27 protein-coding genes are annotated in these 24,251 nt (G+C 63.3%); 16 read left to right on the top strand and 11 right to left on the bottom strand.

All coding sequences use genetic code 11. From position 1 onward, the window contains the following. The first annotated feature begins 27 nt into the window (after positions 1–27). Genes FPB55_RS04545 through tldD form a run of 3 tightly spaced genes read left to right on the top strand, consistent with a single transcriptional unit; the run spans position 28 to position 6,157 of the window. A complete protein-coding gene (locus tag FPB55_RS04545) occupies positions 28–3,849 on the top strand; it encodes a YhdP family protein (RefSeq protein WP_144187596.1) in 3,822 nt (1,273 codons plus the stop codon). Between the two features lie 14 nt (positions 3,850–3,863). Further along, positions 3,864–4,715, top strand: coding sequence for a carbon-nitrogen hydrolase family protein (locus FPB55_RS04550; protein WP_115293423.1), 852 nt, complete (start codon positions 3,864–3,866; stop codon positions 4,713–4,715). Positions 4,716–4,717: 2 nt separating this feature from the next. Further along, positions 4,718–6,157 (top strand): metalloprotease TldD, encoded by a 1,440-nt coding sequence (gene tldD, locus FPB55_RS04555; protein ID WP_009683053.1) that lies wholly within the window; start codon positions 4,718–4,720, stop codon positions 6,155–6,157. A gap of 114 nt (positions 6,158–6,271) precedes the next feature. On the opposite strand, the gene yjgA is transcribed toward tldD, so the two are convergent. Next, positions 6,272–6,793: a ribosome biogenesis factor YjgA gene (gene yjgA / locus FPB55_RS04560; RefSeq protein ID WP_009683052.1), complete on the bottom strand. Its 522-nt coding sequence runs from the start codon at positions 6,791–6,793 to the stop codon at positions 6,272–6,274. 108 nt (positions 6,794–6,901) lie between these two features. Here yjgA and pmbA point away from each other — a divergent pair, with 108 nt between their 5' ends. The 6 genes from pmbA (at position 6,902) to FPB55_RS04590 (ending at position 12,255) form a co-directional block, all read left to right on the top strand. Then, positions 6,902–8,248 (top strand): metalloprotease PmbA, encoded by a 1,347-nt coding sequence (pmbA, locus tag FPB55_RS04565; RefSeq protein WP_047149961.1) that lies wholly within the window; start codon positions 6,902–6,904, stop codon positions 8,246–8,248. 229 nt (positions 8,249–8,477) lie between these two features. Then, complete coding sequence (locus FPB55_RS04570) at positions 8,478–8,879, top strand: hypothetical protein (protein ID WP_029887554.1); 402 nt, start codon at positions 8,478–8,480, stop codon at positions 8,877–8,879. Further along, complete coding sequence (locus FPB55_RS04575; protein ID WP_009683048.1) at positions 8,872–10,248, top strand: class II fumarate hydratase; 1,377 nt, start codon at positions 8,872–8,874, stop codon at positions 10,246–10,248. The genes FPB55_RS04570 and FPB55_RS04575 overlap by 8 nt, the downstream gene beginning before the upstream one ends. Positions 10,249–10,275: 27 nt before the next feature. After that, positions 10,276–10,737, top strand: a complete 462-nt coding sequence (locus FPB55_RS04580; protein ID WP_144187598.1) for a hypothetical protein — start codon at positions 10,276–10,278, stop codon at positions 10,735–10,737. 1 nt (position 10,738) lies between these two features. Continuing rightward, on the top strand, positions 10,739–11,350 hold the full coding sequence (locus FPB55_RS04585) for a superoxide dismutase (RefSeq protein WP_054890014.1): 612 nt from the start codon (positions 10,739–10,741) through the stop codon (positions 11,348–11,350). An 11-nt stretch (positions 11,351–11,361) separates the two neighbouring features. Next, entirely contained in the window at positions 11,362–12,255 is an 894-nt protein-coding gene (locus FPB55_RS04590) for a ZIP family metal transporter (protein WP_125854840.1), read from the top strand. A 55-nt stretch (positions 12,256–12,310) separates the two neighbouring features. Here FPB55_RS04590 and FPB55_RS04595 read toward each other — a convergent pair whose 3' ends face one another. From FPB55_RS04595 to FPB55_RS04640, 10 genes are all read right to left on the bottom strand, one after another. Then, complete coding sequence (locus FPB55_RS04595) at positions 12,311–12,583, bottom strand: HPr family phosphocarrier protein (protein ID WP_009683043.1); 273 nt, start codon at positions 12,581–12,583, stop codon at positions 12,311–12,313. Between the two features lie 19 nt (positions 12,584–12,602). Next, positions 12,603–13,457, bottom strand: coding sequence for an RNase adapter RapZ (gene rapZ, locus FPB55_RS04600; RefSeq protein ID WP_009683042.1), 855 nt, complete (start codon positions 13,455–13,457; stop codon positions 12,603–12,605). Between the two features lie 2 nt (positions 13,458–13,459). Then, the gene (gene ptsN / locus FPB55_RS04605) at positions 13,460–13,924 is read right to left on the bottom strand and encodes a PTS IIA-like nitrogen regulatory protein PtsN (RefSeq protein WP_009683041.1); all 465 of its coding nucleotides are present in this window, start codon (positions 13,922–13,924) and stop codon (positions 13,460–13,462) included. Positions 13,925–13,936: 12 nt separating this feature from the next. Continuing rightward, on the bottom strand, positions 13,937–14,245 hold the full coding sequence (gene raiA, locus FPB55_RS04610; protein WP_003255135.1) for a ribosome-associated translation inhibitor RaiA: 309 nt from the start codon (positions 14,243–14,245) through the stop codon (positions 13,937–13,939). A gap of 79 nt (positions 14,246–14,324) precedes the next feature. Continuing rightward, positions 14,325–15,818 carry an RNA polymerase factor sigma-54 gene (locus FPB55_RS04615; protein WP_054890012.1) on the bottom strand — a complete coding sequence of 498 codons (1,494 nt, stop codon included), beginning with the start codon at positions 15,816–15,818 and terminating at the stop codon, positions 14,325–14,327. A gap of 173 nt (positions 15,819–15,991) precedes the next feature. Continuing rightward, positions 15,992–16,717 carry an LPS export ABC transporter ATP-binding protein gene (gene lptB, locus FPB55_RS04620; protein WP_010952146.1) on the bottom strand — a complete coding sequence of 242 codons (726 nt, stop codon included), beginning with the start codon at positions 16,715–16,717 and terminating at the stop codon, positions 15,992–15,994. Continuing rightward, positions 16,718–17,242, bottom strand: coding sequence for a lipopolysaccharide transport periplasmic protein LptA (gene lptA / locus FPB55_RS04625; protein ID WP_029887549.1), 525 nt, complete (start codon positions 17,240–17,242; stop codon positions 16,718–16,720). After that, positions 17,229–17,801, bottom strand: a complete 573-nt coding sequence (gene lptC, locus FPB55_RS04630) for an LPS export ABC transporter periplasmic protein LptC (protein WP_029887548.1) — start codon at positions 17,799–17,801, stop codon at positions 17,229–17,231. The genes lptA and lptC overlap by 14 nt, the downstream gene beginning before the upstream one ends. 8 nt (positions 17,802–17,809) lie before the next feature. Continuing rightward, a complete protein-coding gene (locus FPB55_RS04635) occupies positions 17,810–18,334 on the bottom strand; it encodes an HAD family hydrolase (protein ID WP_054890011.1) in 525 nt (174 codons plus the stop codon). Continuing rightward, positions 18,334–19,308, bottom strand: coding sequence for a KpsF/GutQ family sugar-phosphate isomerase (locus FPB55_RS04640; RefSeq protein ID WP_009683033.1), 975 nt, complete (start codon positions 19,306–19,308; stop codon positions 18,334–18,336). The genes FPB55_RS04635 and FPB55_RS04640 overlap by 1 nt, the downstream gene beginning before the upstream one ends. 247 nt (positions 19,309–19,555) lie before the next feature. Between FPB55_RS04640 and FPB55_RS04645 the strand changes: the two genes are divergently transcribed. The 7 genes from FPB55_RS04645 to murA all read left to right on the top strand — a co-directional run bounded on the left by FPB55_RS04645 (position 19,556) and on the right by murA (position 24,249). Next, the gene (locus FPB55_RS04645; RefSeq protein ID WP_009683032.1) at positions 19,556–20,365 is read left to right on the top strand and encodes an ATP-binding cassette domain-containing protein; all 810 of its coding nucleotides are present in this window, start codon (positions 19,556–19,558) and stop codon (positions 20,363–20,365) included. After that, on the top strand, positions 20,365–21,162 hold the full coding sequence (gene mlaE, locus FPB55_RS04650; RefSeq protein WP_009683031.1) for a lipid asymmetry maintenance ABC transporter permease subunit MlaE: 798 nt from the start codon (positions 20,365–20,367) through the stop codon (positions 21,160–21,162). Before FPB55_RS04645 ends, mlaE begins: the two co-directional genes overlap by 1 nt. Further along, positions 21,162–21,647 carry an outer membrane lipid asymmetry maintenance protein MlaD gene (gene mlaD / locus FPB55_RS04655; protein WP_009683030.1) on the top strand — a complete coding sequence of 162 codons (486 nt, stop codon included), beginning with the start codon at positions 21,162–21,164 and terminating at the stop codon, positions 21,645–21,647. Before mlaE ends, mlaD begins: the two co-directional genes overlap by 1 nt. Before the next feature lie 9 nt (positions 21,648–21,656). Next, complete coding sequence (locus FPB55_RS04660) at positions 21,657–22,304, top strand: ABC transporter substrate-binding protein (protein WP_009683029.1); 648 nt, start codon at positions 21,657–21,659, stop codon at positions 22,302–22,304. Continuing rightward, positions 22,301–22,603, top strand: coding sequence for an STAS domain-containing protein (locus FPB55_RS04665; protein ID WP_054890009.1), 303 nt, complete (start codon positions 22,301–22,303; stop codon positions 22,601–22,603). Before FPB55_RS04660 ends, FPB55_RS04665 begins: the two co-directional genes overlap by 4 nt. 117 nt (positions 22,604–22,720) lie before the next feature. After that, positions 22,721–22,960, top strand: coding sequence for a BolA family protein (locus FPB55_RS04670; protein WP_003255121.1), 240 nt, complete (start codon positions 22,721–22,723; stop codon positions 22,958–22,960). A 23-nt stretch (positions 22,961–22,983) separates the two neighbouring features. Then, positions 22,984–24,249 (top strand): UDP-N-acetylglucosamine 1-carboxyvinyltransferase, encoded by a 1,266-nt coding sequence (murA, locus tag FPB55_RS04675; protein ID WP_009683027.1) that lies wholly within the window; start codon positions 22,984–22,986, stop codon positions 24,247–24,249. The last annotated feature ends 2 nt before the right edge of the window (positions 24,250–24,251 follow it).

Consider the following 24,251-nt stretch of genomic DNA (forward strand, 5'->3'; position numbering starts at 1 on the left):
GGATAAACGACTTGGAGGGCCACGGCCATGGGACGTCTGACCCGCGTTCTTGTTGCCTTGACCCGTTGGGGGCTGGGCATATGCGCCTTGTTGGCGGTATTGGTGGCGCTGTATGTCAGCCTCGGCCGTGCATTGATACCCCTGGTAGTCGAGTACCGTGCCGACGTGCAGAGCAAGGCCGAGCAAGCGCTTGGCATGCCGGTACATGTGGGCGCCCTGGAGGGGCGCTGGAGCGGCCTGGCGCCGGTATTGCGGGTGCGCGACCTGCAACTGGGCGAAGGTGCCAAGGCGTTGCGCCTGGATGAGGTCATGGTCGTGCCTGATGTATGGGCCAGCCTGCTGGCGCGTGAGGTACGCCTGTCGCGTATCCAGCTCGGTGGCCTGCAATTGATCGTGCGCGAGAACGGGCAGGGCGCCTGGAACCTTGAGGGCCTGCCGCAGCAGGACGATACGCCGCTGAACCCTGCCGAGTTGCTGCAGCGCCTGCGCCAACTGGGCCGCGTCGATGTGTTCGACAGCCAGGTCACCGTGCACCCGTGGCAGCGTGACCCGCTGACCCTGACGTATGTGAGTGCCGGCTTGCAGGCCGGCCCCTCGCGGCAGGCCCTGGACCTGCGGGCGACGCTGCCCGATGGCCAGCCCCTGGCGATGAACCTGCGCAGTCGTGTTTCTGCCGAGGCTTGGCGTGACGGCCAGGTCGAGGCCTACCTGAGCCTGCCGCAAAGCGACTGGTCGCAGTGGTTGCCGCCCAGCCTGCTGGGCCAATGGCATGCCGACGCACTGCGTGCAGGCGGCGAGTTCTGGGTCGATTGGGGCGAGGGGCAGTTGCAGAAGGCCGTGGTGCGGCTCAATGCCCCTGAGCTCAAAGGCGCCTACAGCGGGCGCAAGGCCGCCATGTTGAGCAACCTGGCCATGGGCGCCTGGTTCCAGCGTCGCGACCAGGGCTTCGACGTTGTGGTCGACTCGCTGGCCATGGACCTCGGTAAAAGCCGTTGGGAGACGCACCTGCAGGTGCAGCAGCGCCCCGGTGAGCAGGCGGCCGATGAGAGCTGGCAGGTGCAGGCCGACCGGCTCGACCTCACGCCCCTGACCCCGCTGATCGAGGCCCTGGCACCGCTACCCGACGCAGCCATGGCGGCGGTCACTGGCCTGAAGGTGACCGGTGGTCTGCGCAACGTGCGGCTGCAGGCCCGGCCCAAGGCCGAAGGCGACCAGCGCCTGCAGTTCGAGGCCAACCTGGACAAGGTCGGTTTCAATGCTTATCACAGTGCCCCGGCTGCGGGTAACGTCAGCGGCAGTATCAGTGGCGACCTGGGCCACGGCGAGCTGCGCCTGGACACTGAAGCCTTCATGCTGCACTTGTACCCGATCTTCGCCAAACCCTGGCACTACCAGAAGGCCAACGCGCGCTTGACCTGGGTGCTGGACAAGCAGGGCTTCACCCTTGTCGCGCCCTACCTGAAGGTGCTGGGCGAAGAAGGCAAGATTGCCGGCGATTTCCTGATTCGCCTGCTGTTCGAGGAAGGCCGCGAGGACTACATGGACCTGCGCGTCGGCTTGACCGACGGCGATGGCCGGTATACCGCCAAGTATCTGCCCGAAGTGCTCAGCCCGGCCCTCGACGAGTGGCTGCGCAGCGCCATCGTCAAGGGCGCGGTGGACGAAGGCTATTTCCAGTACCAGGGCTCGCTGAACCATGGCGCGGCGCCAGAGGCACGCAGTATCAGCCTGTTCTTCAAGGTGCATGACGCCGCACTGGACTTCCAGCCGGGCTGGCCGCAAGTCCAGCATGTGGATGGCGAAGTCTTCATCGAGGACAGCGGCGTGCGGGTCAAGGCCCGGCGCGGGGTGCTGCTGGACACCCAGGTCAGTGACGTCGACGTCGACATCCCGCATGTCGACGAGGGCCAGCAGAGCCACCTGTTCCTGACGGGCAATTTCGATGGCAGCCTGGGTGATGGCCTGAAGATCCTCAAGCAAGCGCCTATCGGCACCGGTGAGATCTTCGCCGATTGGGAGGGTGAAGGGCCGCTGAAGGGTAAGCTCAAGCTCGATATCCCGCTGGCTCACGGGCAGCGGCCCAAAGTGCAGGTAGATTTCGCCACCCATGACGCGCGCCTGAAGGTCGCCCCGCCCACCCTTGAGCTGAGCCGCTTGAAAGGTGACTTCAGCTTCGATTTCGACAAAGGCCTCAGCGGCAAGGGCATCAGCCTGCAGGCCTTCGGCAAGCCCGTCACGGCGCAGATAACGGCCGAGGGCCAACCCGGGCAGATGCAGACCCGCATCGATGCCAATGGCCAGGTAGCGCTCAAGGCGTTGACCGACTGGCTGCAGTTCAAGCAAGCCCTTCCGGCTTCCGGCGACCTGCCTTACCAGTTGCAACTGAGCCTGGGCAGCCGCGACAATCGTTTGAGCGTCAACTCCAACCTCAAGGGGCTGGCGGTCGATTTGCCAGCGCCATTCGGCAAGGCGGCCGCGGAAACCCGCGACAGCCGCTTCAGCATGACGCTACAGGGCCCGGAGCGGCGTTTCGACGCCGGCTACGGTGACCTTGCCCGTGCTGCCTACGCCGCGCCGGCCGACAAGCTCGGCCAAGGCCGGGGCGAGTTGTTGCTGGGCACCGGTGACGCCCAACTGCCCGCTGCACAGGGCCTGCGCGTGCGTGGGCGCCTGGAAACGCTGGACCTGGCCCCTTGGCAACAGCAGGCCTCACGGCTGGGCGGAGACGATCCAGGTGGCAGTGCGCGGCAGATGCTGCAAAGCGTGGACCTGAGCATTGGCCAGCTCAAGGCGTTTGGCACCGAGCTGAACCAGGCCCTGGTACGGTTGAGCCGAGGCGGCCCCGCCTGGGACCTGCGCCTCGACAGCCAGGAAGTCATCGGCGATGCCCGCGTGCCGGATGCCAAGGGTGCGCCGATGGTCGTGCGCCTGCAGACGCTGCGGCTGCCAGCGCCCAGCCCTGCGGAAAAACAAGCCCAGGAGCGCGCCGAAGATGGGCCGGACCCGCTTGCCACCTTCGACCCACGCAAAGTCCCGGCGCTGGACCTGAGCATCGACAAGCTGTACCGCGGTGACGACCTGTTCGGCAGCGCTTCGATCAAGCTGCGGCCCACTGCACGCGGGGTTGCCGCCAGCGATATCGCTCTTGACTTCAAGGGCCTGCGCATTGGCGGTGGCGGTGGCTGGGAGGGCGAAACGGGCAAGACCAGCAGCTGGTACAAAGGCCGCCTGCAAGGCAAGAACCTGGGCGACGTGCTCAAGGCCTGGGGCTTTGCCCCGACCGTCACCAGCCGCGACTTCCGCCTGGACGTGGACGGCCGCTGGCCAGGCTCGCCGGCTGCCGTCAGCCTGACGCGCTTCTCGGGCAGCATGGACGCGGCGTTGCGGTCTGGCCAGTTCGTCGAGGTCGATGGCAGTGCCCAGGCGTTGCGGGTCTTTGGCCTGCTCAACTTCAATTCGATTGGCCGACGCCTGCGGTTGGACTTCTCCGACCTGTTCGACAAAGGCCTGGCCTATGACCGGGTCAAAGGCCTGCTGGCGGCCAGCAATGGCGTGTACGTGACCCGCGAACCGATCACCATGACCGGCCCGTCGAGCAGCTTCGAGCTGGAGGGCACGTTGGACCTGGTACGTGACCAGGTCAATGCCAACCTGCAGGTGAGCCTGCCGGTGACCAACAACCTGCCGCTGGCCGCGTTGATCGTGGGGGCGCCAGCCGTGGGCGGGGCGTTGTTCCTGGTCGACCGGCTGATCGGTGACCGCGTCTCGCGTTTTGCCAGCGTGCATTACCGTGTCGAAGGGCCGTGGAAAGAGCCTAGAATCACCTTTGTGAAACCCTTCGAGAAATAGTGCCAGGAGTGCCCATGAAGGCAGCGGTGATCCAGATGGTCAGCCAGGACGACGTGCTGGCCAACCTGCAGCGTGCCGGTGCCTTGCTGGAGCAGGCTGCACAGGGTGGTGCGCGGCTGGCGGTGCTGCCGGAAAACTTCGCTGCCATGGGCCGCAAGGACGCCGCTGCCATCGGCCGAGCCGAGGCATCGGGGAACGGGCCTATCCTGCCATGGTTGAAACGTACCGCCCGCGACCTCAGGTTATGGATAGTCGCCGGTACCATGCCCTTGCCACCGGTCGGCCAGCCCGACGCAAAGGCACATGCCTGCTCGCTGCTGATCGATGAGCACGGTGAAGTGGCTGCGCGCTATGACAAGCTGCACTTGTTCGACGTGGACGTTGCCGATAACCGCGGCCGCTACCGCGAATCGGATGATTTTGCCCCTGGCGCACACGTGGTGGTGGCGGACACGCCGGTCGGGCGGCTGGGGTTGAGCGTATGTTACGACTTGCGCTTCCCAGAGTTGTACAGCGCGTTGCGTGCCGCTGGCGCGGAACTGATCAGCGCACCGGCGGCCTTCACTGCGGTAACCGGCGCAGCACACTGGGACGTGCTGGTGCGCGCCCGGGCCATCGAGACCCAGTGCTACCTGTTGGCGGCAGCGCAGGGCGGTACCCACCCAGGCCCACGGGAAACCCATGGCCATGCGGCGATCGTCGACCCTTGGGGGCGGATCGTGGCACAACAGGCGCAAGGCGAAGCGGTATTGCTTGCCGAGCGCGACATTGAAGAACAGGCGTCCATCCGGGCGCGCATGCCGGTGGTATCGCACCGGCGCTTTTTTTCGCAGGACGCATTGCGGCCTGCGCCCACCTTGGAGTGACTATGAGCCAGATGTTATCCACCGTCAGTGAGCAGCTCCTGGCCCCAGGCGGCTTGACCCTGGACAGCCTGCAAAGCGTGCTCGGTGAATTGGCCGGCCCCGGCATCGACGCTGCCGACCTGTATTTCCAGGGCCAGATTTCGGAAACCTGGGCGCTGGAAGACGGCATCGTCAAAGAGGGCAGCTTCAACCTGGACCAAGGCGTGGGCGTGCGTGCCCAGTCCGGTGAAAAGACCGGCTTCGCCTACAGCAATGCCATCAACCTTGAAGCGCTGACGTCGGCCGCGCGCGCCGCGCGTTCGATTTCCCGCGCCGGGCAGAACGGCACCGTGCAGGCCTTCCGCAGCCCGTCAGTGACCGCGCTGTATGCGGCGGACAACCCGCTCGATGTACTCAGCCGTGCCGAAAAGGTCGAGTTGCTGAAGCGTGTCGATGCCGCGACCCGCGCGCTTGACCCGCGTATCCAGCAGGTCAGCGTGAGCATGGCCGGGGTCTGGGAGCGCATCCTCATCGCTGCAGCGGACGGCAGCCTGGCTGCAGATGTGCGGCCGCTGGTGCGTTTCAATGTGAGCGTCATCGTTGAGCAGAACGGTCGTCGCGAACGCGGCGGGCAGGGTGGTGGCGGGCGTACCGACTACCGTTTCTTCACCGAAGAGCGGGTCATGGGCTACGCCCGTGAGGCGCTGCGCCAGGCGCTGGTGAACCTCGAAGCGATCCCGGCGCCGGCCGGGACCTTGCCAGTGGTGCTGGGCTCGGGATGGTCGGGCGTGCTGCTGCACGAGGCGGTCGGCCATGGCCTGGAAGGTGACTTCAACCGCAAGGGCAGCTCGGCGTTCAGTGGCCGGGTTGGCGAGAAAGTGGCGTCGAGCCTGTGCACCATCGTCGATGACGGCACCCTGGAAGGCCGCCGCGGTTCGCTGAGCGTGGATGACGAAGGTACGCCGACCGAGTGCACCACCCTGATCGAGAACGGTGTGCTCAAGGGCTACATGCAGGACAAGCTGAACGCGCGGCTGATGGGCATGGCAGTGACCGGCAATGGTCGCCGCGAATCCTACGCTCACCTGCCGATGCCACGCATGACCAACACCTACATGCGTGCCGGCGAAAGCGACCCGCAGGAAATCATCGCCTCGGTGAAGAAGGGCATCTACTGCGCCAACCTCGGGGGTGGCCAGGTGGACATCACCAGCGGCAAGTTCGTGTTTTCGACCAGCGAGGCCTACCTGATCGAAGACGGCAAGATTACCGCACCGGTGAAGGGCGCGACCTTGATAGGCAATGGTCCGGAGGCGATGAGCCGGGTGTCGATGGTCGGCAACGACCTGGCGCTGGACAGCGGGGTAGGGACGTGCGGCAAGGACGGGCAATCGGTGCCGGTCGGGGTTGGGCAGCCGACCCTGAAGCTGGATGCGATCACCGTGGGCGGCACCGGCGCGTGATGGCCTTTGGGGCCGTTGTGGGAGCGGGCTTGCCCGCCAGCACCGGCGAAGCCGGTGCCGGGCACCGCGTCGCCTGCTTCGCGGGCACGCCCGCTCCCGCAGGGCCTCAGCCTGTCAGCGCAACCCGCGCTGCAACTCGTCGAGGTCGCGGATGTACTTGAACACCTTGCGCGCGGCGGCCGGCGGTTTGTTCCGCGCCTTCTCGTGCTGGGCATGGCGCACCAGCGAACGCAGTTGCTGGCGATCGGTGTCGGGGTATTCGTTGACGAAGCGTTCAAGGTCTTCGTCGTTACCGTCGATCAACCGGTCGCGCCAGCGCTCCAGGCCGTGGAAGCGTTCGTTGTACTGGCGAGTCGAGCTGTCCATCTGCTCGAGCAGGGCATGGATGGCATCCAGGTCCTGCACGCGCATCAGCTTGCCGACGAACGACATGTGGCGTTTACGCGCACCATGAGCAGTGTGCTTGCTGGCCTCGGCCAGGGCCTTGCGCAGCTCGTCGGTCAACGGCAGGCGGGCCAGGGTATCGGCCTTGAGCGTAGTCAGGCGCTCGCCGAGTTCGACCAGCGCATGCAGCTCGCGCTTGATCTGGGTTTTGCTTTTTTCGCCGTCGAAGGCGTCGTCGTTTGAATCAACCATGGTGGCAGTCCGCTAGAAATCGCCGCCATGATAACCAGTCGGGGGCCGCTTGTCCGGCCCGGTCGTAGAATGACCCTCGCCGAACGCAGAATTTGAGTGGAGAGAACCATGAGTGCAGTCCAGAGCGTAGGTCCGAAAGACCTGCCAGCATTGCAAGAGCAGGTCGAGGCGATCATCGCCGAAGCGCGCCGCCAAGGGGCCAGTGCCTGCGAAGTGGCCGTGTCGCTGGAGCAGGGCCTGTCCACCACGGTACGTCAGCGCGAGGTCGAAACGGTTGAATTCAACCGCGACCAGGGCTTTGGCATCACCCTCTATGTTGGCCAGCGCAAAGGCTCGGCCAGTACCTCGGCCAGTGGCCCGGAGGCGATCCGGGAAACCGTCGCGGCAGCGCTGGCCATTGCCAAGCACACCTCCGAGGACGACTGTTCGGGCCTGGCGGACGCGGCGTTGATGGCCCGGGAAATTCCGGACCTGGACCTGTATCACGACTGGGCTCTCGAGCCCGAGAAAGCCATCGAGATGGCGCTGGCGTGCGAAGCGGCGGCGTTCGATGCCGACCCGCGCATCCTCAATGCCGATGGCACCACCCTCAACACCCACCAGGGCTGCCGCGTGTATGGCAACAGCCACGGGTTCATCGGTGCTTACGCCTCGACCCGGCACAGCCTCAGCTGCGTGATGATCGCTGAAGGCGACGGGCAGATGCAGCGCGATTACTGGTATGACGTCAACCGCCAGGGCAACCTGCTGGCCGACCCGCGCAGCATTGGTGTGCGGGCCGCGCAGCGGGCCGCCAGCCGCCTCGGCGCGCGCCCGGTGCCAACCTGCGAAGTGCCGGTGCTGTTTTCCGCAGAACTGGCAGGCGGTTTGTTCGGCAGCTTCCTGTCGGCGATCTCCGGCGGCAATCTGTACCGCAAGTCGTCGTTCCTCGAAGGCAGCATCGGCCAGCGCCTGTTCCCGTCCTGGCTAACCCTCGACGAGCGCCCGCACATTCCGCGCGCGCTGGCCAGTGCAGCGTTCGACGCCGACGGCCTGGCGACCTATGCCAAACCGTTCGTCGACAAAGGCGAGCTGGTGTCGTATCTGCTGGGTACCTATTCGGGGCGCAAGCTGGGCTTGCCCAGCACGGCCAACGCGGGGGGTGTACACAACCTGTTCGTCAGCCACGGCGTCGAGGACCAGGCTGCCCTGATCCGGCGTATGGGGCGTGGGCTGTTGGTGACCGAGCTGATGGGCCATGGCCTGAACATGGTGACGGGTGATTACTCCCGAGGGGCAGCGGGTTTCTGGGTCGAGAATGGTGAAATCCAGCATGCGGTGCAGGAAGTGACGATTGCCGGCAACATGAAGGATATGTTCCAGCAGATTGTCGCGATTGGTAGCGATCTTGAAACACGCAGCAATATCCACACTGGGTCGGTGCTGATCGAGCGGATGACTGTGGCAGGTAGCTGATTCATTGCCTGTACGGCCCATTCGCGGGCTCGCCCGCTCCCACAGCTTGAAGCCTATGCAACCCCCTGTGGGGGCGGGCAAGCCCGCGAAGAGGCCGGTACAGGCAATAAAGAATTTCCAGTGGAATACAAGACCCGGCCCTCGCGCCGGGTTTTTTCTTTCATCAGCTCCCCTTGAAGTGATTCTATTTATCAATTAATAATGAATATCATTATCCAGTAACTCGGCGATGATGTTCATGAATTCCGTCCTCCGCGAACTGCCCTACCTGGAAAACTGGCGCTGGCTCAGCCGCCGGATCCGCTGCGCGCTCGAACCTGACGAGCCGCGCCTGATCGAGCACTACCTGGCCGAAGGCCGTTACCTGGTGTGCTGTACCGAAACCTCGCCATGGACGGTGGCGTTGACCTCCTTCCGCCTGCTGCTCGACACCGCCTGCGACCGCATGTTGCCCTGGCACTGGCGCTGCCTGTGCCTGGACCAGGCCTGGCGGCCGTTGCTGGACCTGCGCAACCTCGACCGCCAGGCCCAGAACCAGCGTTGGCAGCCCTACGCCATTCAGTTGGCCAACTGCAGCCTGCTGCCGTCGATTTCTCCCGATGAACTGATGCAAGGATTTGATGATGAGTGATACCCGTATCGAGCGCGACAGCATGGGTGAATTGCAGGTGCCGGCCCAAGCCCTGTATGGCGCCCAGACCCAGCGCGCGGTCGACAACTTCCCGATCAGCGGCCAGCGCATGCCGGCCCAGTTCATTCGTGCCTTGCTGCTGGCCAAAGCGGCTGCGGCCAAGGCCAACGTAGAGCTGGAGCAACTGTCCGCCGCCCAGGGGCAGGCCATCGTCAAGGCGGTGGAACAGCTGCTGGCGCAGGACTACATCCAGCACTTCCCGGTCGACGTGTTTCAGACAGGCTCGGGCACCAGCTCGAACATGAACGCGAACGAGGTGATCGCCACCCTGGCCAGCCGTGTGCTCGGCGAGCCGGTCAATGCCAACGACCACGTCAATTGCGGCCAGAGCAGCAATGACATCATTCCCACCACCATTCACGCCAGCGCTGCCCTCGCCGTGCATGAGCAGCTGTTGCCTGCCCTGGCGCACCTTGTGCAAGTGATCGAGGCCAAGTCCAGGCAGGTGCATCAGTATGTGAAAACCGGGCGTACCCACCTGATGGATGCAATGCCCGTGCGCCTGAGCCAGGTGCTGGACGGTTGGGCAGCGCAGATCGAAGGTGCCAAGGCGCACATCGAAGCCACCCTGCCAAGCCTGCAGGCGCTGGCCCAGGGCGGCACCGCAGTGGGCACCGGCATCAATGCCCACCCGCAATTCGCTGCCGCTTTCGCGCGCCAGCTCAGCGGCCTGACCCAGGTCCAGTTCACGCCGGGGCATAACCTGTTTGCCCTGATCGGTTCGCAGGATACCGCGGTAGCCCTGTCCGGCCAGCTCAAGACCACAGCGGTGGCACTGATGAAGATTGCCAACGACCTGCGCTGGATGAACTCGGGCCCTCTGGCCGGCCTTGGGGAAATCGAGCTGCAGGGTCTGCAGCCGGGCTCTTCGATCATGCCAGGCAAGGTCAACCCGGTCATCCCGGAGGCTACGGCCATGGTCGCCGCGCAGGTCATCGGCAACGACGCCACCATCGCCGTGGCTGGGCAGTCGGGCAACTTCGAACTGAACGTGATGTTGCCGCTGATCGCACGCAACCTGCTGGAGAGCATCGAGTTGATGGCCAACGTCAGCCGCCTGCTGGCCGACAAAGCCATTGCCAGCTTCAAGGTCAACGAGGGCAAGCTGAAGGAGGCGCTGGCGCGCAACCCGATCCTGGTCACTGCACTGAACCCGATCATCGGCTACCTGAAGGCCGCTGAAATTGCCAAGACCGCCTACCAGCAAGGTCGCCCGATCATTGATGTCGCCCTGGAGCATACCGACCTGTCGCGGGACCAGCTGGAAACGCTGCTGGACCCGGAAAAACTCACCGCTGGCGGCATCTGACACTGCCTTACCGCCGAGGAAACAGACATGCAGCACTGGAAACGCACCATGGAACTGGCCAACCGCCTGTTCGAACAAGGCGAGCTGGTCGATGCCCGGGAACATTACCTGCAAGCCCTGGCCCTGGCCCAGGTGCTGTTCGAGCGCTGGCATGACGTCGACGAAGCGGTGGCTGCCCTGGTCGTCGCTCACCATAACCTGGCCGACCTGCACCTGCGCCTGAACCAGCCGCATGAAAGTGCCGATTACCTCTGTGCCGCGCACCAGTGGCTGCTACAGGCCAGCCAGCAAGCCCGCTTGCCACAGGCGCTGCGGGACGCAGCCCTGCGCCACAGTGGGCGTACCTACATCGAACTGCTCGGTTTCATCGCGGAGTACGGCCAGTACCCGCGTACCGAACGCCTGCTCAACCGCCACAACATCGGCGCCAGCGAACTCGCTGCCCCGGCCGGCGTGGTACCCAGTACTCAAGCCTACGGAATTCACTGACATGCCCCATACCTTGCCTGCTTTGCCTTACGCCTACGACGCGCTGGAGCCGCACATCGACGCGCAGACCATGGAGATCCACCACACCAGGCACCACCAGACTTACGTCAATGGCCTCAACGCCGCCGTCGAAGGCACCGAGTGGGCTGAGTGGCCAGTCGAAAAACTGGTCGCTGCGGTCGGGGACTTGCCGGAGCAGCTGCGTGGCGCCGTGACCAACCACGGTGGCGGTCACGCCAACCACAGCCTGTTCTGGACCGTGATGTCGCCGCAGGGCGGGGGGGAGCCCACGGGCGAGCTGGCACAAGCCATCACCACTCAACTGGGCGGTTTCGACGCGTTCAAGGAAGCCTTCACCAAGGCCGCACTGACCCGCTTCGGCAGCGGCTGGGCCTGGCTCAGCGTAACGCCGCAGAAAACCCTGGTCGTGGAAAGCAGCGGCAACCAGGACAGCCCACTGATGCATGGCAACACGCCGATTCTCGGGTTGGACGTGTGGGAGCATGCGTATTACCTGAAATACCAGAACCGCCGCCCGGAATACATTGGTGCCTTCTACAACGTCATCGACTGGGCGCACGTGCAACACCGCTATCTCGAAGCCCTGAAGTGAGTCGGACCGGTATGCGCTCAGAGGTCATGTCGGTCAGCAGTGTGCGCCTGTTTCGCCAGGCGCTGGGTGCCTTGCTGTTGCTGGCGGGTACCGCGCTGCTGGCGGCGCGCGGTCTTGCCTGGCTGGACTTGGCGCCGCGCATGCTGCGCGCCCTGGAGGGCGGCGCTTTGTGCGCGCTGGGCACGGCGCTGGGCGCAGTACCGGTGCTGGTCATTCGTAACATGCCGGTGGCGTTGGCCGACACCTTGCTGGGCTTCGGCGCCGGGGTCATGCTGGCGGCTACGGCATTTTCATTGATCATGCCCGGGCTGGATGCGGCCCAGGCCATCGGCTTCAGCCCATGGGGTGCGGGTGGCTTGATCAGCTTCGGCTTGATGTTCGGCGCGTTGTGCCTGTTCCTTATCGACCTCAAGGTCTCCAACGCCTCGCCGCAAGCGCTGGTTGGCAGTACGCAGCAGCCGGTGATCGCCGCGCGGATCTGGCTTTTCGTCATTGCCATCATTGCCCACAACATTCCCGAAGGCATGGCGATTGGTGTGTCAGCCGGGGGTGGCATGGCCGACGCAGACAGCCTGGCCATGGGCATCGCGTTGCAGGATGTGCCCGAAGGGCTGGTGATTGCCCTGGTGTTGGCAGGGGCGGGCATGCCGCGCTTCAAGGCGTTCTTGATCGGCGCGGCTTCGGGGTTGGTCGAGCCTGTGGCTGCGGTGATCTGTGCCTGGCTGGTGAATGTCGCCGAATTGCTGCTGCCCCTGGGGCTCGCCTGCGCAGCCGGCGCAATGCTGCTGGTGGTAACCCAGGAAGTCATCCCCGAATCGCGCAGCAACGGCCATCACCGCCTGGCCAGCCTGGGGCTGTGCATCGGCTTCTGCCTGATGATGGTGATGGATACCGCGCTGTCCTGATCTTTGGTCAGGTTGAAGGGGTGCACACTGTGGGCGCGGTGCAGGGCTTGGAGGCTTACTCGCCTTCGTCGAAGTAGTTGTTGATCAACTCGACCAGCGCGTCCATGGCATCGTTGTCCTGCTCACCCTCGGTATGCAGGTGCACCTGGGTACCCTTGCCAGCCGCCAGCATCATCACGGCCATGATGCTTTTGCCGTCTACCAGTTTGTCCGGAGCGCGGCCGACCCGCACCTGGCAGGGAAAGCGGCCGGCCACGCCGACGAACTTCGCTGCCGCCCGGGCATGCAGGCCCAGCTTGTTGATGATGGTGATTTCGCGGGCGGGCATCGTGGGGCGGATCCTTGGGCTAGAGGTCGCGGTGGCGGACCTGGACGTTTTTCAGGGACTGTTGCAGCAACTGGCCGAGGCGTTCGGTGATGTACACCGAACGATGGTGGCCGCCGGTGCAGCCAATGGCAATGGTCACGTAGGCACGGTTACTGGCTGCGAAGCGGGGTAGCCACTTGAGCAGGTAGCTGGAAATATCGTTGAACATGTCCTCGACGTCTGGCTGCGCGGCCAGGTAGTCGATCACTGGCTGTTCCAGGCCGGAGTGCTCACGCAATTCGGGCTTCCAGTAGGGGTTGGGCAGGCAGCGTACGTCGAACACCAGATCGGCATCGACCGGCATGCCGCGTTTGAAGCCGAATGACTCGACCAGGAATGCGGTACCAGGCTCGGGCTTGTTGAGCAGGCGCAACTTGATCGTGTCGCGCAACTGGTAGAGGTTCAGGCTGGTGGTGTCGATCTTCAGGTCGGCCAGGTCGGCAATCGGCCCCAGCAGTTCGCTCTCCACGCGGATGGCCTCTGCCAGCGAGCGGTCGGCGTTGGTCAGCGGGTGGCGGCGGCGGGTTTCTGAAAACCGCTTGAGCAGGGTATCTTCATCGGCATCCAGGTACAGCACATCGCACTGGATGTGGCGGGCACGGGCGTCGGCTAGCAGCTCGGGGAAGCGCGACAGGTGGCTGGGCAGGTTGCGGGCGTCGATCGACACTGCCACTTTCGGCTGCAGCAGTTCGGTGTTGATCAGTGCATTTTCCGCGAGCTGCGGCAGCAGCCCGGCGGGCAGGTTGTCAATGCAATAGAAACCGTTGTCTTCCAGGACATCGAGGGCGGTGCTCTTGCCGGAGCCAGACCGGCCGCTGACGATGATCAGGCGCATGTTCAGTGCTCGTTCTGTACGTCCAGGACAACCTGGTACAAGGCCTCGTTGCTGGTGGCCGAACGCAGGCGATCACGCACGTCCTTGCGGTCGAGCATGCTGGCGATCTGGCGCAGCAGTTCCAGGTGGGCATCGGTGGCGGCTTCAGGGACCAGCAGGACGAACAGCAAGTCTACCGGCGCGCCATCGATGGCATCGTAATCGATGGGTGCTTCCAGGTGCAGCAGGGCGCTGACTGGCGCGGAGCAGCCTTCAAGCCGGCAGTGCGGAATGGCGATGCCATTGCCGAAACCGGTTGAACCGAGTTTTTCCCGGGCGACCAGCTTTTCGAAGACGACTTGCATCTCCAGTTCCGGCACTTGTTCGGCGATGATGGTGGCGACCTTTTCCAGGGCGCGCTTCTTACTGCCGCCCGGCACGTTCACGAGGGAACGGCCGGGGGTCAGGATGGTTTCAAGTCGGATCATGGATGAGGGGGATCAGCGGGCAGCTGCACCTTGCAGCAGGCTTTGCTGTTTTTCCTTGTGTTTTTTCAGTTGGCGGTCGAGCTTGTCGGCCAAGGCATCGATCGCTGCATACATATCTTCGTGTTCGGCGTTTGCTACCACTTCGCCGCCGGGAATCTGCAGGGTCGCCTCGACCTTCTGCTGCAGCTTCTCGACCTTCATGATGACCTGCACGTTGGTGATCTTGTCGAAGTGACTTTCCACGCGGGCGAGCTTTTCGAGCACGTAATCGCGCAGTGGCTGGGTGACTTCTACATGCTGTCCACTGATATTGACTTGCATACAGCTTCTCCTTTGTTGCCCGTGCATAAAGAGGCAGGTTTTGCACCTGCCCCGCAAACGCTATGGCAGATCTCAGGGGCTACATCAGTCGCTTGCGCTCACTCGACGGTGCGATGCCGAGAGACTCGCGGTACTTGGCGACGGTGCGGCGGGCCACCTGGATGCCTTGTGCCTCCAGTAAACCAGCGATCTTGCTGTCACTCAATGGCTTTTTCTGATTTTCCGCTGCAACCAGTTTCTTGATGATCGCGCGGATCGCTGTAGACGAGCATTCTCCGCCTTCGGAGGTGCTGACGTGGCTGGAGAAAAAGTATTTCAGTTCGTAGATGCCGCGGGGCGTGTGCATGTATTTCTGCGTGGTCACCCGGGAAATGGTCGACTCGTGCATGCCCACCGCTTCGGCAATGTCATGCAGCACCAGCGGTTTCATCGCTTCGTCGCCATGATCGAGGAAGCCGCGCTGATGCTCGACGATCTGCGTGGCGACTTTCATCAGGGTTTCGTTGCGGCTTTGCAGGCTCTTGATGAACCAGCGCGCCTCCTGCAGTTGGTTGCGCATGAAGGTGTTGTCGGCACTGGTGTCGGCGCGGCGCACGAAGCCGGCGTATTGAGCGTTCACGCGCAGGCGCGGGATGGCTTCCTGGTTCAGTTCCACCAGCCAGCGGTCGCTGTCCTTGCGCACGATCACGTCCGGTACCACGTACTCGGGCTCGCTGGACTCGATCTGCGAACCCGGGCGCGGGTTGAGGCTTTGCACCAGTTCGATCACCTGGCGCAGTTCGTCTTCCTTGATTTTCATGCGCCGCATGAGCTGGCTGTAGTCGCGGCTGCCGAGCAAGTCGATGAAATCGCAGACCAGCCGTTTCGCCTCGTTCAGCCACGGCGTGCTGGCAGGCAGTTGGCGCAGTTGCAGCAACAGGCACTCGCCAAGGGTGCGTGCCGCGACGCCTGCCGGTTCGAACTGCTGAATGCGGTGCAGCACCGCTTCGACTTCGTCCAGCTCGATATCCAGCTCCGGGTCGAAGCCAGCGCAGATTTCTTCGAGGGTGTCTTCCAGGTAGCCCTGGCCGTTGATGCTGTCGATCAGGGTCACGGCGATCAGGCGGTCGGTATCCGACATCGGCGCCAGGTTCAGTTGCCACAGTAGGTGGCTTTGCAGGCTTTCGCCGGCCGATGTCCGCGTGGTGAAGTCCCACTCGTCGTCATCGTTGCTCGGCAGGCTGCTGGCGCTGGTCTGGTAGATGTCTTCCCAGGCGGTGTCGACCGGCAGCTCGTTGGGGATACGCTCGCTCCATTCACCGTCTTCGAGGTTGTCGGCACTGACCGTGATTTCCTGGAAGCTGTTGTCCTGAACGTCGGCGGCCGGCTTGTTCTCGGCGTTGTCGGCCATCGGGTCGCTGTTGTCGAAGTCGTCGCCGTCTTCCTGGCGTTCGAGCATCGGGTTCGACTCCAGCGCCTCCTGGATTTCCTGTTGGAGGTCCAGGGTGGAAAGCTGGAGCAGGCGGATGGCCTGTTGCAACTGCGGTGTCATCGTCAGTTGCTGGCCCATTTTTAGGACGAGCGATGGTTTCATGGCTGGGGCTTAATACCTTGTTCGCCGGCGCGCATGCGCCATCCACTACACGAGGGCGCCGGGGCGCCAGATCAAGCAAGTTTTATGCCTTAAATTGTAGCGTTTGCCTAGAGTACGTAACAATTTTAACCCCGGCTTCAGGGCAGGTTGCCAGTACCCCAGGCAGGGGTGGGTCAGAGCCGGAACTCGTGGCCCAGGTAAACCTCTTTGACCAGTTCGTTGGCCAGGATGGTTTCGGCGTCGCCTTCGGCGATCAGCCGGCCATCGTTGACGATGTAGGCGGTCTCGCAGATATCCAGGGTTTCGCGCACGTTGTGGTCCGTGATCAGCACACCGATACCCTTGGCCTTGAGGTGGTGGATGATCTGCTTGATGTCACCGACCGAGATCGGGTCCACGCCGGCGAAGGGTTCGTCCAGCAGGATGAACTTGGGCGCGGTCGCCAGGGCGCGGGCGATCTCGACACGGCGGCGTTCGCCACCGGACAGGCTCATGCCGAGGTTGTCGCGGATGTGGCTGATGTGGAACTCCTGCAGCAGGCTTTCCAGTTCCTTGCGCCGGCCATCGCGGTCGAGGTCCTTGCGGGTCTCGAGGATGGCCATGATGTTGTCGGCCACCGAAAGCTTGCGGAAGATCGAGGCTTCCTGCGGCAGGTAGCCGATGCCGGCGCGCGCGCGGCCGTGCATGGGCTGGTGGCTGACATCGAGGTTGTCGATCAGGACACGACCCTGCTCGGCCTGGACCAGGCCGACGATCATGTAGAAGCAGGTGGTCTTGCCGGCACCGTTCGGGCCGAGCAATCCGACGATCTGGCCGCTGTCGATCGACAGGCTGACATCACGTACGACCTGGCGCCCCTTGTAGCTTTTGGCCAGGTGCTGGGCTTTTAGGGTTGCCATTTACTCGGCCTTCTTCTTGGGCTGGATCACCATGTCGATGCGCTGACGTGGCTGGGTCACGTTACCGCCACGGCCGGCGGTAGCCACCTGCGACTTGGTGTTGTAGACGATCTTCTCGCCCTCGGTGGTGTTGCCTTCGTTCTCGACCTTGGCGCGGTCGGTGAGGATCACGGTGTCTTTTTGCGCCTGGTATTGGATGGTCACTGCCCAGCCCTTCATCTTGTCGGGCTTGGCGGCGCTCTGCTGCTGCTCGAAGTAGGCCAGGTTGCCAACCGAAGTGACCACGTCGATGTCGCCGTTGGCGGCGCGGGTCATGGTCACGGTATTGCCTTTGATCATCATCGAGCCTTGAGTGATGATCACGTCACCGGTGTACGTCGCGACACCCTGCTTGTCGTCCAGATGCGCGTTGTCGGCCTGGATACGGATTGGCTGGTCACGGTCATTCGGCAGGGCGAAGGCGCTCGCGCTTCCCAGTGCTGCGCTCAGGCTGAGCAAAAGGGGGAGGGTTTTAACGAGCCTCATACTGTCCTCTTACGTTAGAGAGCAAGTCCATCTTGCCTTCTTTCAAATACGCTTTCATGCCCTTGCCCGTGGTTGTGCCACCGGCGCCGTCGATTCTAACGGCTTGCTCGGTCTGCGCATATTGCTTCTGCGGGAATACGGTCATGCGTGAGCTGGTGATGATGGTGTCGCGTTGCTTTTCGTCGGTGCGGGCAACGCGGACCTTGTTGATCAGTTCGACCTCGTTGCCGTCCGGGCTGACCTCGGCGCGCTCGCTCTGAACATGCCACGGGTATTCGGTGCCGCGGTAAAGGCGCAGGTCGGGCGTGGTCACCAGGGTAACTTCGGTCGCCTTGACGTGCTCGACCTTGTCGGCGGTCATTTCGTACTGCAATTTGCCGTCCGGCAAGAACTGCACACTATGGGCGTTGATCGCATAGTAGTCGATGGCGCTTTCGTCGACCTGGGCCACAGGCTGGTCGAGGAAGCTTTCAGGGCTGACATTCCAGTAGCCAATGGCAGCGAGCACGGCAGCAATCACCGCCAGCAGCGCAATATTGCGGACCTTCTTGCTGAACATGGGCGGCCTTACAAGTAGTTGGCGTTGGCAGCGTCCAGGGTGCCCTGGGCCTGCATGATCAGTTCGCAGAACTCGCGGGCAGCGCCTTCGCCGCCGCGCGCCTGGGTCACGCCGTGGGCATGCTGGCGAACGAAGGGCGCGGCGTTGGCCACTGCCATACCCAGACCGACGCGGCGAATCACCGGCAGGTCGGGCAGGTCGTCGCCCAGGTAGGCGACCTGTTCATAGCTTAGGCCGAGTTCGGCAAGCAGCCCCTCAAGAACCACCAATTTGTCTTCGCGGCCCTGAAACAGGTGCGCGATACCCAGGTTCGCAGCCCGCCGCTCGACCACCGGGGTCTTGCGCCCGCTGATGATGGCCGTGGTCACGCCCGACGCCATGAGCATCTTGATGCCCTGGCCGTCGAGGGTATTGAAGGTCTTGAATTCGCTGCCGTCTTCGAGAAAGTACAGTCGCCCATCGGTCAGTACGCCGTCGACATCGAACACGGCCAGCTTGATGGCCTGGCCACGTTGCATGAGATTCTGGCTCATCACATAACTCCTGCACGCAACAGGTCGTGCATGTTCAGGGCACCTGTCGGCCGGTCGTCCTGGTCGACGACCACCAGTGCGTTGATTTTGTTGTCTTCCATGATTTTAAGGGCCTCGGCGGCGAGCATTTCGGCCCGTGCAGTTTTGCCATGCACGGTCATGACGTGGTCGATCAACGTGGTATGCACGTCGATATTGCGGTCCAGGCTGCGGCGCAGGTCGCCATCGGTGAAGATACCGGCCAGCTTGCCGTCTGCCTCGAGCACAGCGGTCATGCCCAGCCCTTTGCGCGACATTTCCAGCAGGGCATCCTTGAGCAACGTGCCACGCAGCACCTTGGGCAACTGGTCACCGCTGTGCATCACATGCTCGACCTTCAGCAGCAGCCGCCGCCCCAAGGCGCCGCCAGGGTGCGAAAAGGCGAAGTCCTCGGCAGTGAACCCGCGCGCTTCGAGCAGAGCAATGGCCAGCGCGTCACCCAACACCAGTGCCGCAGTGGTCGAGGAGGTAGGGGCAAGGTTCAGCGGGCAGGCCTCCTGTGCGACCCGGGCATCCAGGTTCACCTCTGCTGCCTGGGCCAGGGTGGAATCCGGGTTGCCGGTAAGGCTGATGAGGGTGATGCCCAGGCGCTTGACCAGCGGCAGCAACGTGACGATCTCGGCCGTGCTGCCTGAGTTGGACAGCGCCAGGATGATATCGTTGCCGGTGATCATGCCCATGTCGCCATGGCTGGCTTCGGCCGGGTGCACGAAAAACGCGGGGGTGCCGGTGCTGGCGAGGGTCGCGGCAATTTTGTTGCCGATATGCCCGGACTTGCCCATGCCAAGCACCACGACGCGGCCCTGGCTGGCCAGGATCAGTTCGCAGGCTTTGACGAAATGCTCGTCGATGCGCGCCAGCAGGCCCTCTACGGCCTCGAGTTCCAGGCGCACGGTGCGCTGTGCGGATTGAATCAGCTCGCTGGATTGGCTCATGTCGATAAAGCACTGCCTGATGAAAAGTCGGCGATTATAGCCGCAATCGACGAAACCCTCACCTTTTCCATCTGCCTGGTCCCGGGCGCGCCAGCCTGTCTCGTAGCTGAACGGGGCATGCATGACCTTGGGGGCGCGCGGGCAGCGGTGCTATAGTTCGCCGCTATTCGGCCTGCCAAGGGCGCGTGTGCCTTCTGCAGGGAGGCTGGCGTCCATAAGGACGAGGCTGCATCAGCAAGGAGTCTAGATGAGTGTGGATAGCGCCTACGCGGTGGAATTGAAGGGTGTTACCTTCAAGCGCGGTTCGCGTAGCATTTTCAGCAACGTCGATATTCGCATCCCGCGCGGCAAGGTCACCGGCATCATGGGGCCATCGGGTTGCGGCAAGACCACGTTGCTTCGCCTGATGGGCGCGCAGCTGCGCCCCGCCAGTGGTGAGGTATGGGTCGCCGGGCAGAACCTGCCGACGCTGTCGCGCAGCGACCTGTTCGACGCCCGCAAGCAGATGGGCGTGCTGTTTCAGAGCGGCGCGCTGTTCACCGACCTCGATGTGTTCGAGAACGTCGCATTTCCGCTGCGCGTGCATACCCAGCTTGCCGACGACATGATCCGTGACATCGTGTTGATGAAACTGCAGGCCGTGGGGCTTCGTGGGGCCATCGACCTGATGCCCGATGAGCTGTCCGGTGGCATGAAGCGCCGCGTGGCGCTGGCCCGGGCAATCGCCCTGGACCCGCAGATCCTCATGTACGACGAGCCGTTCGTCGGGCAGGACCCGATTGCCATGGGGGTACTGGTGCGCTTGATCCGCCTGCTCAACGATGCCTTGGGCATTACCAGCATCGTGGTGTCCCATGACCTCGCAGAAACCGCCAGCATCGCCGACTACATCTATGTGGTGGGCGACGGCCAGGTGCTGGGGCAGGGTACCCCCGATGAGCTGATGGGCTCGGACAACCCGCGGATCCGCCAGTTCATGAAAGGCGACCCGGATGGCCCGGTGCCGTTCCATTTCCCTGCGCCTGACTACAGCGCCGACCTGCTGGGGGCGCGTTGATGCGCAGAAAATCCTTACTCGAACGTGTCCGGCTGCTGGGCCGCTCGGCCATCGACGTGGTGGCGGTACTCGGGCGTTCCTGCCTGTTCCTGTTCCATGCTCTGGTCGGGCGCGGCGGCATTGGCGGTGGCTTCCAGCTGCTGATCAGGCAGCTGTACTCGGTGGGCGTGCTGTCGCTGGCGATCGTCGTCGTGTCCGGGGTGTTCATCGGCATGGTGCTGGCGCTGCAGGGCTACAGCATCCTCACCAAGTACGGCTCCGAGCAGGCCGTGGGCCAGATGGTGGCCCTGACCCTGTTGCGGGAACTTGGGCCGGTGGTCACGGCGTTGCTGTTCGCGGGCCGTGCCGGTTCTGCACTGACTGCCGAAATCGGCAACATGAAGTCCACCGAGCAGTTGTCCAGCCTGGAGATGATCGGCGTCGACCCGCTCAAGTACATCGTGGCGCCACGCTTGTGGGCCGGTTTCATCTCGTTGCCGCTGCTGGCGCTGATCTTCAGTGTGGTCGGTATCTGGGGGGGCTCGTGGGTCGCCGTGGACTGGCTGGGCGTATACGAGGGCTCGTTCTGGGCCAACATGCAGAACAGTGTTTCGTTCACTGACGACGTGCTCAACGGGCTGATCAAGAGCCTGGTGTTCGCATTCGTCGCGACCTGGATCGCCGTATTCCAGGGGTACGACTGTGAGCCCACTTCAGAAGGGATCAGCCGTGCAACCACCAAGACCGTGGTCTATGCCTCGTTGGCAGTGCTGGGTCTGGACTTTATTCTGACCGCCTTGATGTTTGGAGATTTCTGATGCAAAACCGCACCCTGGAAATCGGTGTCGGCCTGTTCCTGCTGGCCGGGATCCTGGCGCTGCTGCTGCTGGCCCTGCGTGTCAGCGGGCTGTCGGCCAGCCCGAGCAGCGATACCTATAAAGTTTATGCCTATTTCGACAATATCGCCGGTTTGACGGTCAGAGCCAAGGTGACCATGGCGGGCGTGACCATCGGCAAGGTCACCGCCATCGATCTGGACCGTGATTCCTATACCGGTCGGGTGACCCTGCAGCTGGACAAGTCGGTGGACAACCTGCCGACCGACTCCACTGCCTCGATCCTGACCGCCGGTCTGCTCGGCGAGAAGTACATCGGTATCAGCGTGGGCGGTGAGGAAGACGTGCTCAAGGATGGCTCGACCATTCACGACACCCAGTCTGCCCTGGTGCTGGAAGACCTGATAGGCAAGTTCCTGCTCAACTCCGTTGGCAAGGAACCGAAAGAAGCGCAACCGGCTAATTGAGGAGTTTCCATGATTTCGATCTTGCGACGTGGCCTGCTGGTGTTGCTGGCGGCTTTCCCCCTGATGACCTTGGCCGCGCAGTCGCCGCATGACGTGGTTCAGGGCACCACCACCGAGCTGCTGGGTGAACTCAAGGCCAACAAAGAGCAGTACAAGGCCAACCCACAAGCGTTCTACGACACCCTTGACCGGATTCTCGCGCCGGTGGTCGATGCCGACGGTATTTCCCGCAGCATCATGACCGTCAAGTACTCGCGCAAGGCCACGCCCGAGCAGATGCAGCGCTTCCAGGAAAACTTCAAGCGCAGCCTGTTCCAGTTCTACGGCAATGCGTTGCTGGAGTACAACAACCAGGGCATCGTCGTCGACCCGGCCAAGGCCGATGATGGCAAGCGCGCTTCGGTGGGCATGAAGGTTACCGGCAACAATGGCGCCGTGTACCCGGTGCAGTACACCCTGGAAAACCTGGGTGGCGAGTGGAAGGTGCGTAACGTCATCGTCAACGGCATCAACATCGGCAAGCTGTTCCGTGACCAGTTCGCCGACGCCATGCAGCGCAACGGCAACAACCTGGACAAGACCATCGACGGCTGGGCCGGCGAAGTGGCCAAGGCCAAGCAGGCCGCCGACAACTCGCCAGAAAAGGCGGTGAAATGAGTGAGGCCGCGGTAAGCATGGCTGAGCCGGGCGTGCTGAGCCTGTCCGGCGTGCTGGACTATCGCAGCGGGCCGCAGTTGCGCAAGCAAGGCAAGGCACTGATCACTGCCAGCCGGGATGCGCAATTGGTGCTCGATTGCACGGGCGTGCTGCGCTCCACCAGTGTCGGCCTGTCGTTGCTGCTGTCGTTCATGCGCGATGCCCAGGCCGCAGGCAAGGCCTGTCGGGTGCGGGGCATGCCCGACGACATGCGGGAAATTGCCGAGGTCTACGACCTCGATCAAGTGCTGGCGACCTGATGGCCCGGCACGGATGACGGCCCCTCGGTCAGCGAAGCCCTCGTTGGGCTTCGCAGGCGAGGGGCTTTTTTGTATGATGGCCGACCCGTGCGCATCGGGCGCCGATTGAGGTTGAGCATGCAGGCCGTAGAAGTTAAAAGCTTCCTTGAAGAGAAATTGCCGGGTTCCCGGGTAGAAGTTGAAGGCGAAGGCTGCAACTTCCAGTTGAACGTGATCAGCGACGAGTTGGCTGGCCTGAGCCCGGTCAAACGCCAGCAGGCTATCTATGCTCATCTGAATCCGTGGATCGCCAATGGCAGCATCCATGCGGTAACCATGAAATTTTTCAGCAGCGCAGCCTGGGCTGAGCGCACCTGAGCCAACTTGGCGGCGAGATTCCAATGGACAAACTGATTATTACTGGCGGCGCTCGTCTTGACGGCGAGATCCGTATTTCGGGTGCGAAGAACGCAGCCCTGCCGATTCTGGCGGCGACCCTGCTGGCCGATGGCCCGGTCACCGTCGGTAACCTGCCGCACCTGCACGACATCACCACCATGATCGAGCTGTTCGGCCGCATGGGCATCGAGCCTGTGATTGACGAAAAGCTGGCGGTGGAAATCGACCCCCGCACCATCAAGACCCTGGTCGCGCCGTACGAGCTGGTCAAGACCATGCGCGCCTCGATCCTGGTGCTGGGCCCGATGGTCGCCCGCTTCGGCGAGGCCGAGGTGGCACTGCCTGGCGGTTGCGCGATCGGTTCGCGCCCGGTCGACCTGCACATCCGTGGTCTGGAGGCCATGGGTGCGAAGATCGAGGTCGAAGCCGGCTACATCAAGGCCAAGGCGCCTGAGGGCGGCCTGCGCGGTGCGCATTTCTTCTTCGACACCGTCAGCGTGACCGGTACCGAAAACATTATGATGGCCGCAGCGCTGGCCAAAGGCCGCAGTGTGCTGCAGAACGCTGCGCGTGAGCCGGAGGTGGTCGACCTGGCCAACTTCATCAACGCCATGGGCGGCAAGGTGCAAGGTGCCGGTACCGACACCATCACCATCGATGGCGTCGAGCGCCTGGCGTCGGCCAGCTACCGTGTGATGCCGGACCGTATCGAGACCGGTACCTACCTGGTTGCCGCTGCCGTGACCGGTGGCCGCGTCAAGGTCAAGGATACCGACCCGACCATCCTTGAGGCCGTGCTGGAAAAGCTCAAGGAAGCCGGCGCCGAGATCACCACCGGTGAAGACTGGATCGAGCTCGACATGCAGGGCAAGCGGCCAAAAGCCGTGAACCTGCGTACTGCGCCGTACCCGGCGTTCCCCACCGACATGCAGGCGCAGTTCATCTCGCTGAACGCCATTGCCGAAGGCACCGGTGCCGTCATCGAAACCATCTTCGAAAACCGTTTCATGCACGTGTACGAAATGCACCGCATGGGGGCGCAGATCCAGGTCGAAGGCAACACCGCGATCGTTACCGGTGTACCGGCCCTCAAAGGCGCCCCGGTCATGGCCACCGACCTGCGCGCGTCGGCCAGCCTGGTGCTCTCGGCGCTGGTGGCCGAAGGTGACACGCTGATCGACCGCATCTACCACATTGACCGTGGCTACGAGTGCATCGAAGAAAAACTGCAGATGCTCGGCGCGAAAATCCGCCGCGTACCGGGCTGATC

The sequence above is a fragment of the Pseudomonas sp. BJP69 genome, from assembly GCF_007633355.1.
Classification (GTDB): Bacteria; Pseudomonadota; Gammaproteobacteria; order Pseudomonadales; family Pseudomonadaceae; genus Aquipseudomonas; species Aquipseudomonas juntendi.

What these genes read in the sequence shown, in the direction of transcription:
- FPB55_RS04545 (WP_144187596.1), top strand. Translation starts at nt 28, where the DNA reads ATGGGACGTCTGACCCGCGTTCTTGTTGCCTTGACCCGTTGGGGGCTG.
- FPB55_RS04550 (WP_115293423.1), top strand. Translation starts at nt 3,864, where the DNA reads ATGAAGGCAGCGGTGATCCAGATGGTCAGCCAGGACGACGTGCTGGCC.
- tldD (WP_009683053.1), top strand. Translation starts at nt 4,718, where the DNA reads ATGAGCCAGATGTTATCCACCGTCAGTGAGCAGCTCCTGGCCCCAGGC.
- yjgA (WP_009683052.1), bottom strand. Translation starts at nt 6,793, where the DNA reads ATGGTTGATTCAAACGACGACGCCTTCGACGGCGAAAAAAGCAAAACC.
- pmbA (WP_047149961.1), top strand. Translation starts at nt 6,902, where the DNA reads ATGAGTGCAGTCCAGAGCGTAGGTCCGAAAGACCTGCCAGCATTGCAA.
- FPB55_RS04570 (WP_029887554.1), top strand. Translation starts at nt 8,478, where the DNA reads ATGATGTTCATGAATTCCGTCCTCCGCGAACTGCCCTACCTGGAAAAC.
- FPB55_RS04575 (WP_009683048.1), top strand. Translation starts at nt 8,872, where the DNA reads ATGAGTGATACCCGTATCGAGCGCGACAGCATGGGTGAATTGCAGGTG.
- FPB55_RS04580 (WP_144187598.1), top strand. Translation starts at nt 10,276, where the DNA reads ATGCAGCACTGGAAACGCACCATGGAACTGGCCAACCGCCTGTTCGAA.
- FPB55_RS04585 (WP_054890014.1), top strand. Translation starts at nt 10,739, where the DNA reads ATGCCCCATACCTTGCCTGCTTTGCCTTACGCCTACGACGCGCTGGAG.
- FPB55_RS04590 (WP_125854840.1), top strand. Translation starts at nt 11,362, where the DNA reads ATGCGCTCAGAGGTCATGTCGGTCAGCAGTGTGCGCCTGTTTCGCCAG.
- FPB55_RS04595 (WP_009683043.1), bottom strand. Translation starts at nt 12,583, where the DNA reads ATGCCCGCCCGCGAAATCACCATCATCAACAAGCTGGGCCTGCATGCC.
- rapZ (WP_009683042.1), bottom strand. Translation starts at nt 13,457, where the DNA reads ATGCGCCTGATCATCGTCAGCGGCCGGTCTGGCTCCGGCAAGAGCACC.
- ptsN (WP_009683041.1), bottom strand. Translation starts at nt 13,924, where the DNA reads ATGATCCGACTTGAAACCATCCTGACCCCCGGCCGTTCCCTCGTGAAC.
- raiA (WP_003255135.1), bottom strand. Translation starts at nt 14,245, where the DNA reads ATGCAAGTCAATATCAGTGGACAGCATGTAGAAGTCACCCAGCCACTG.
- FPB55_RS04615 (WP_054890012.1), bottom strand. Translation starts at nt 15,818, where the DNA reads ATGAAACCATCGCTCGTCCTAAAAATGGGCCAGCAACTGACGATGACA.
- lptB (WP_010952146.1), bottom strand. Translation starts at nt 16,717, where the DNA reads ATGGCAACCCTAAAAGCCCAGCACCTGGCCAAAAGCTACAAGGGGCGC.
- lptA (WP_029887549.1), bottom strand. Translation starts at nt 17,242, where the DNA reads ATGAGGCTCGTTAAAACCCTCCCCCTTTTGCTCAGCCTGAGCGCAGCA.
- lptC (WP_029887548.1), bottom strand. Translation starts at nt 17,801, where the DNA reads ATGTTCAGCAAGAAGGTCCGCAATATTGCGCTGCTGGCGGTGATTGCT.
- FPB55_RS04635 (WP_054890011.1), bottom strand. Translation starts at nt 18,334, where the DNA reads ATGAGCCAGAATCTCATGCAACGTGGCCAGGCCATCAAGCTGGCCGTG.
- FPB55_RS04640 (WP_009683033.1), bottom strand. Translation starts at nt 19,308, where the DNA reads ATGAGCCAATCCAGCGAGCTGATTCAATCCGCACAGCGCACCGTGCGC.
- FPB55_RS04645 (WP_009683032.1), top strand. Translation starts at nt 19,556, where the DNA reads ATGAGTGTGGATAGCGCCTACGCGGTGGAATTGAAGGGTGTTACCTTC.
- mlaE (WP_009683031.1), top strand. Translation starts at nt 20,365, where the DNA reads ATGCGCAGAAAATCCTTACTCGAACGTGTCCGGCTGCTGGGCCGCTCG.
- mlaD (WP_009683030.1), top strand. Translation starts at nt 21,162, where the DNA reads ATGCAAAACCGCACCCTGGAAATCGGTGTCGGCCTGTTCCTGCTGGCC.
- FPB55_RS04660 (WP_009683029.1), top strand. Translation starts at nt 21,657, where the DNA reads ATGATTTCGATCTTGCGACGTGGCCTGCTGGTGTTGCTGGCGGCTTTC.
- FPB55_RS04665 (WP_054890009.1), top strand. Translation starts at nt 22,301, where the DNA reads ATGAGTGAGGCCGCGGTAAGCATGGCTGAGCCGGGCGTGCTGAGCCTG.
- FPB55_RS04670 (WP_003255121.1), top strand. Translation starts at nt 22,721, where the DNA reads ATGCAGGCCGTAGAAGTTAAAAGCTTCCTTGAAGAGAAATTGCCGGGT.
- murA (WP_009683027.1), top strand. Translation starts at nt 22,984, where the DNA reads ATGGACAAACTGATTATTACTGGCGGCGCTCGTCTTGACGGCGAGATC.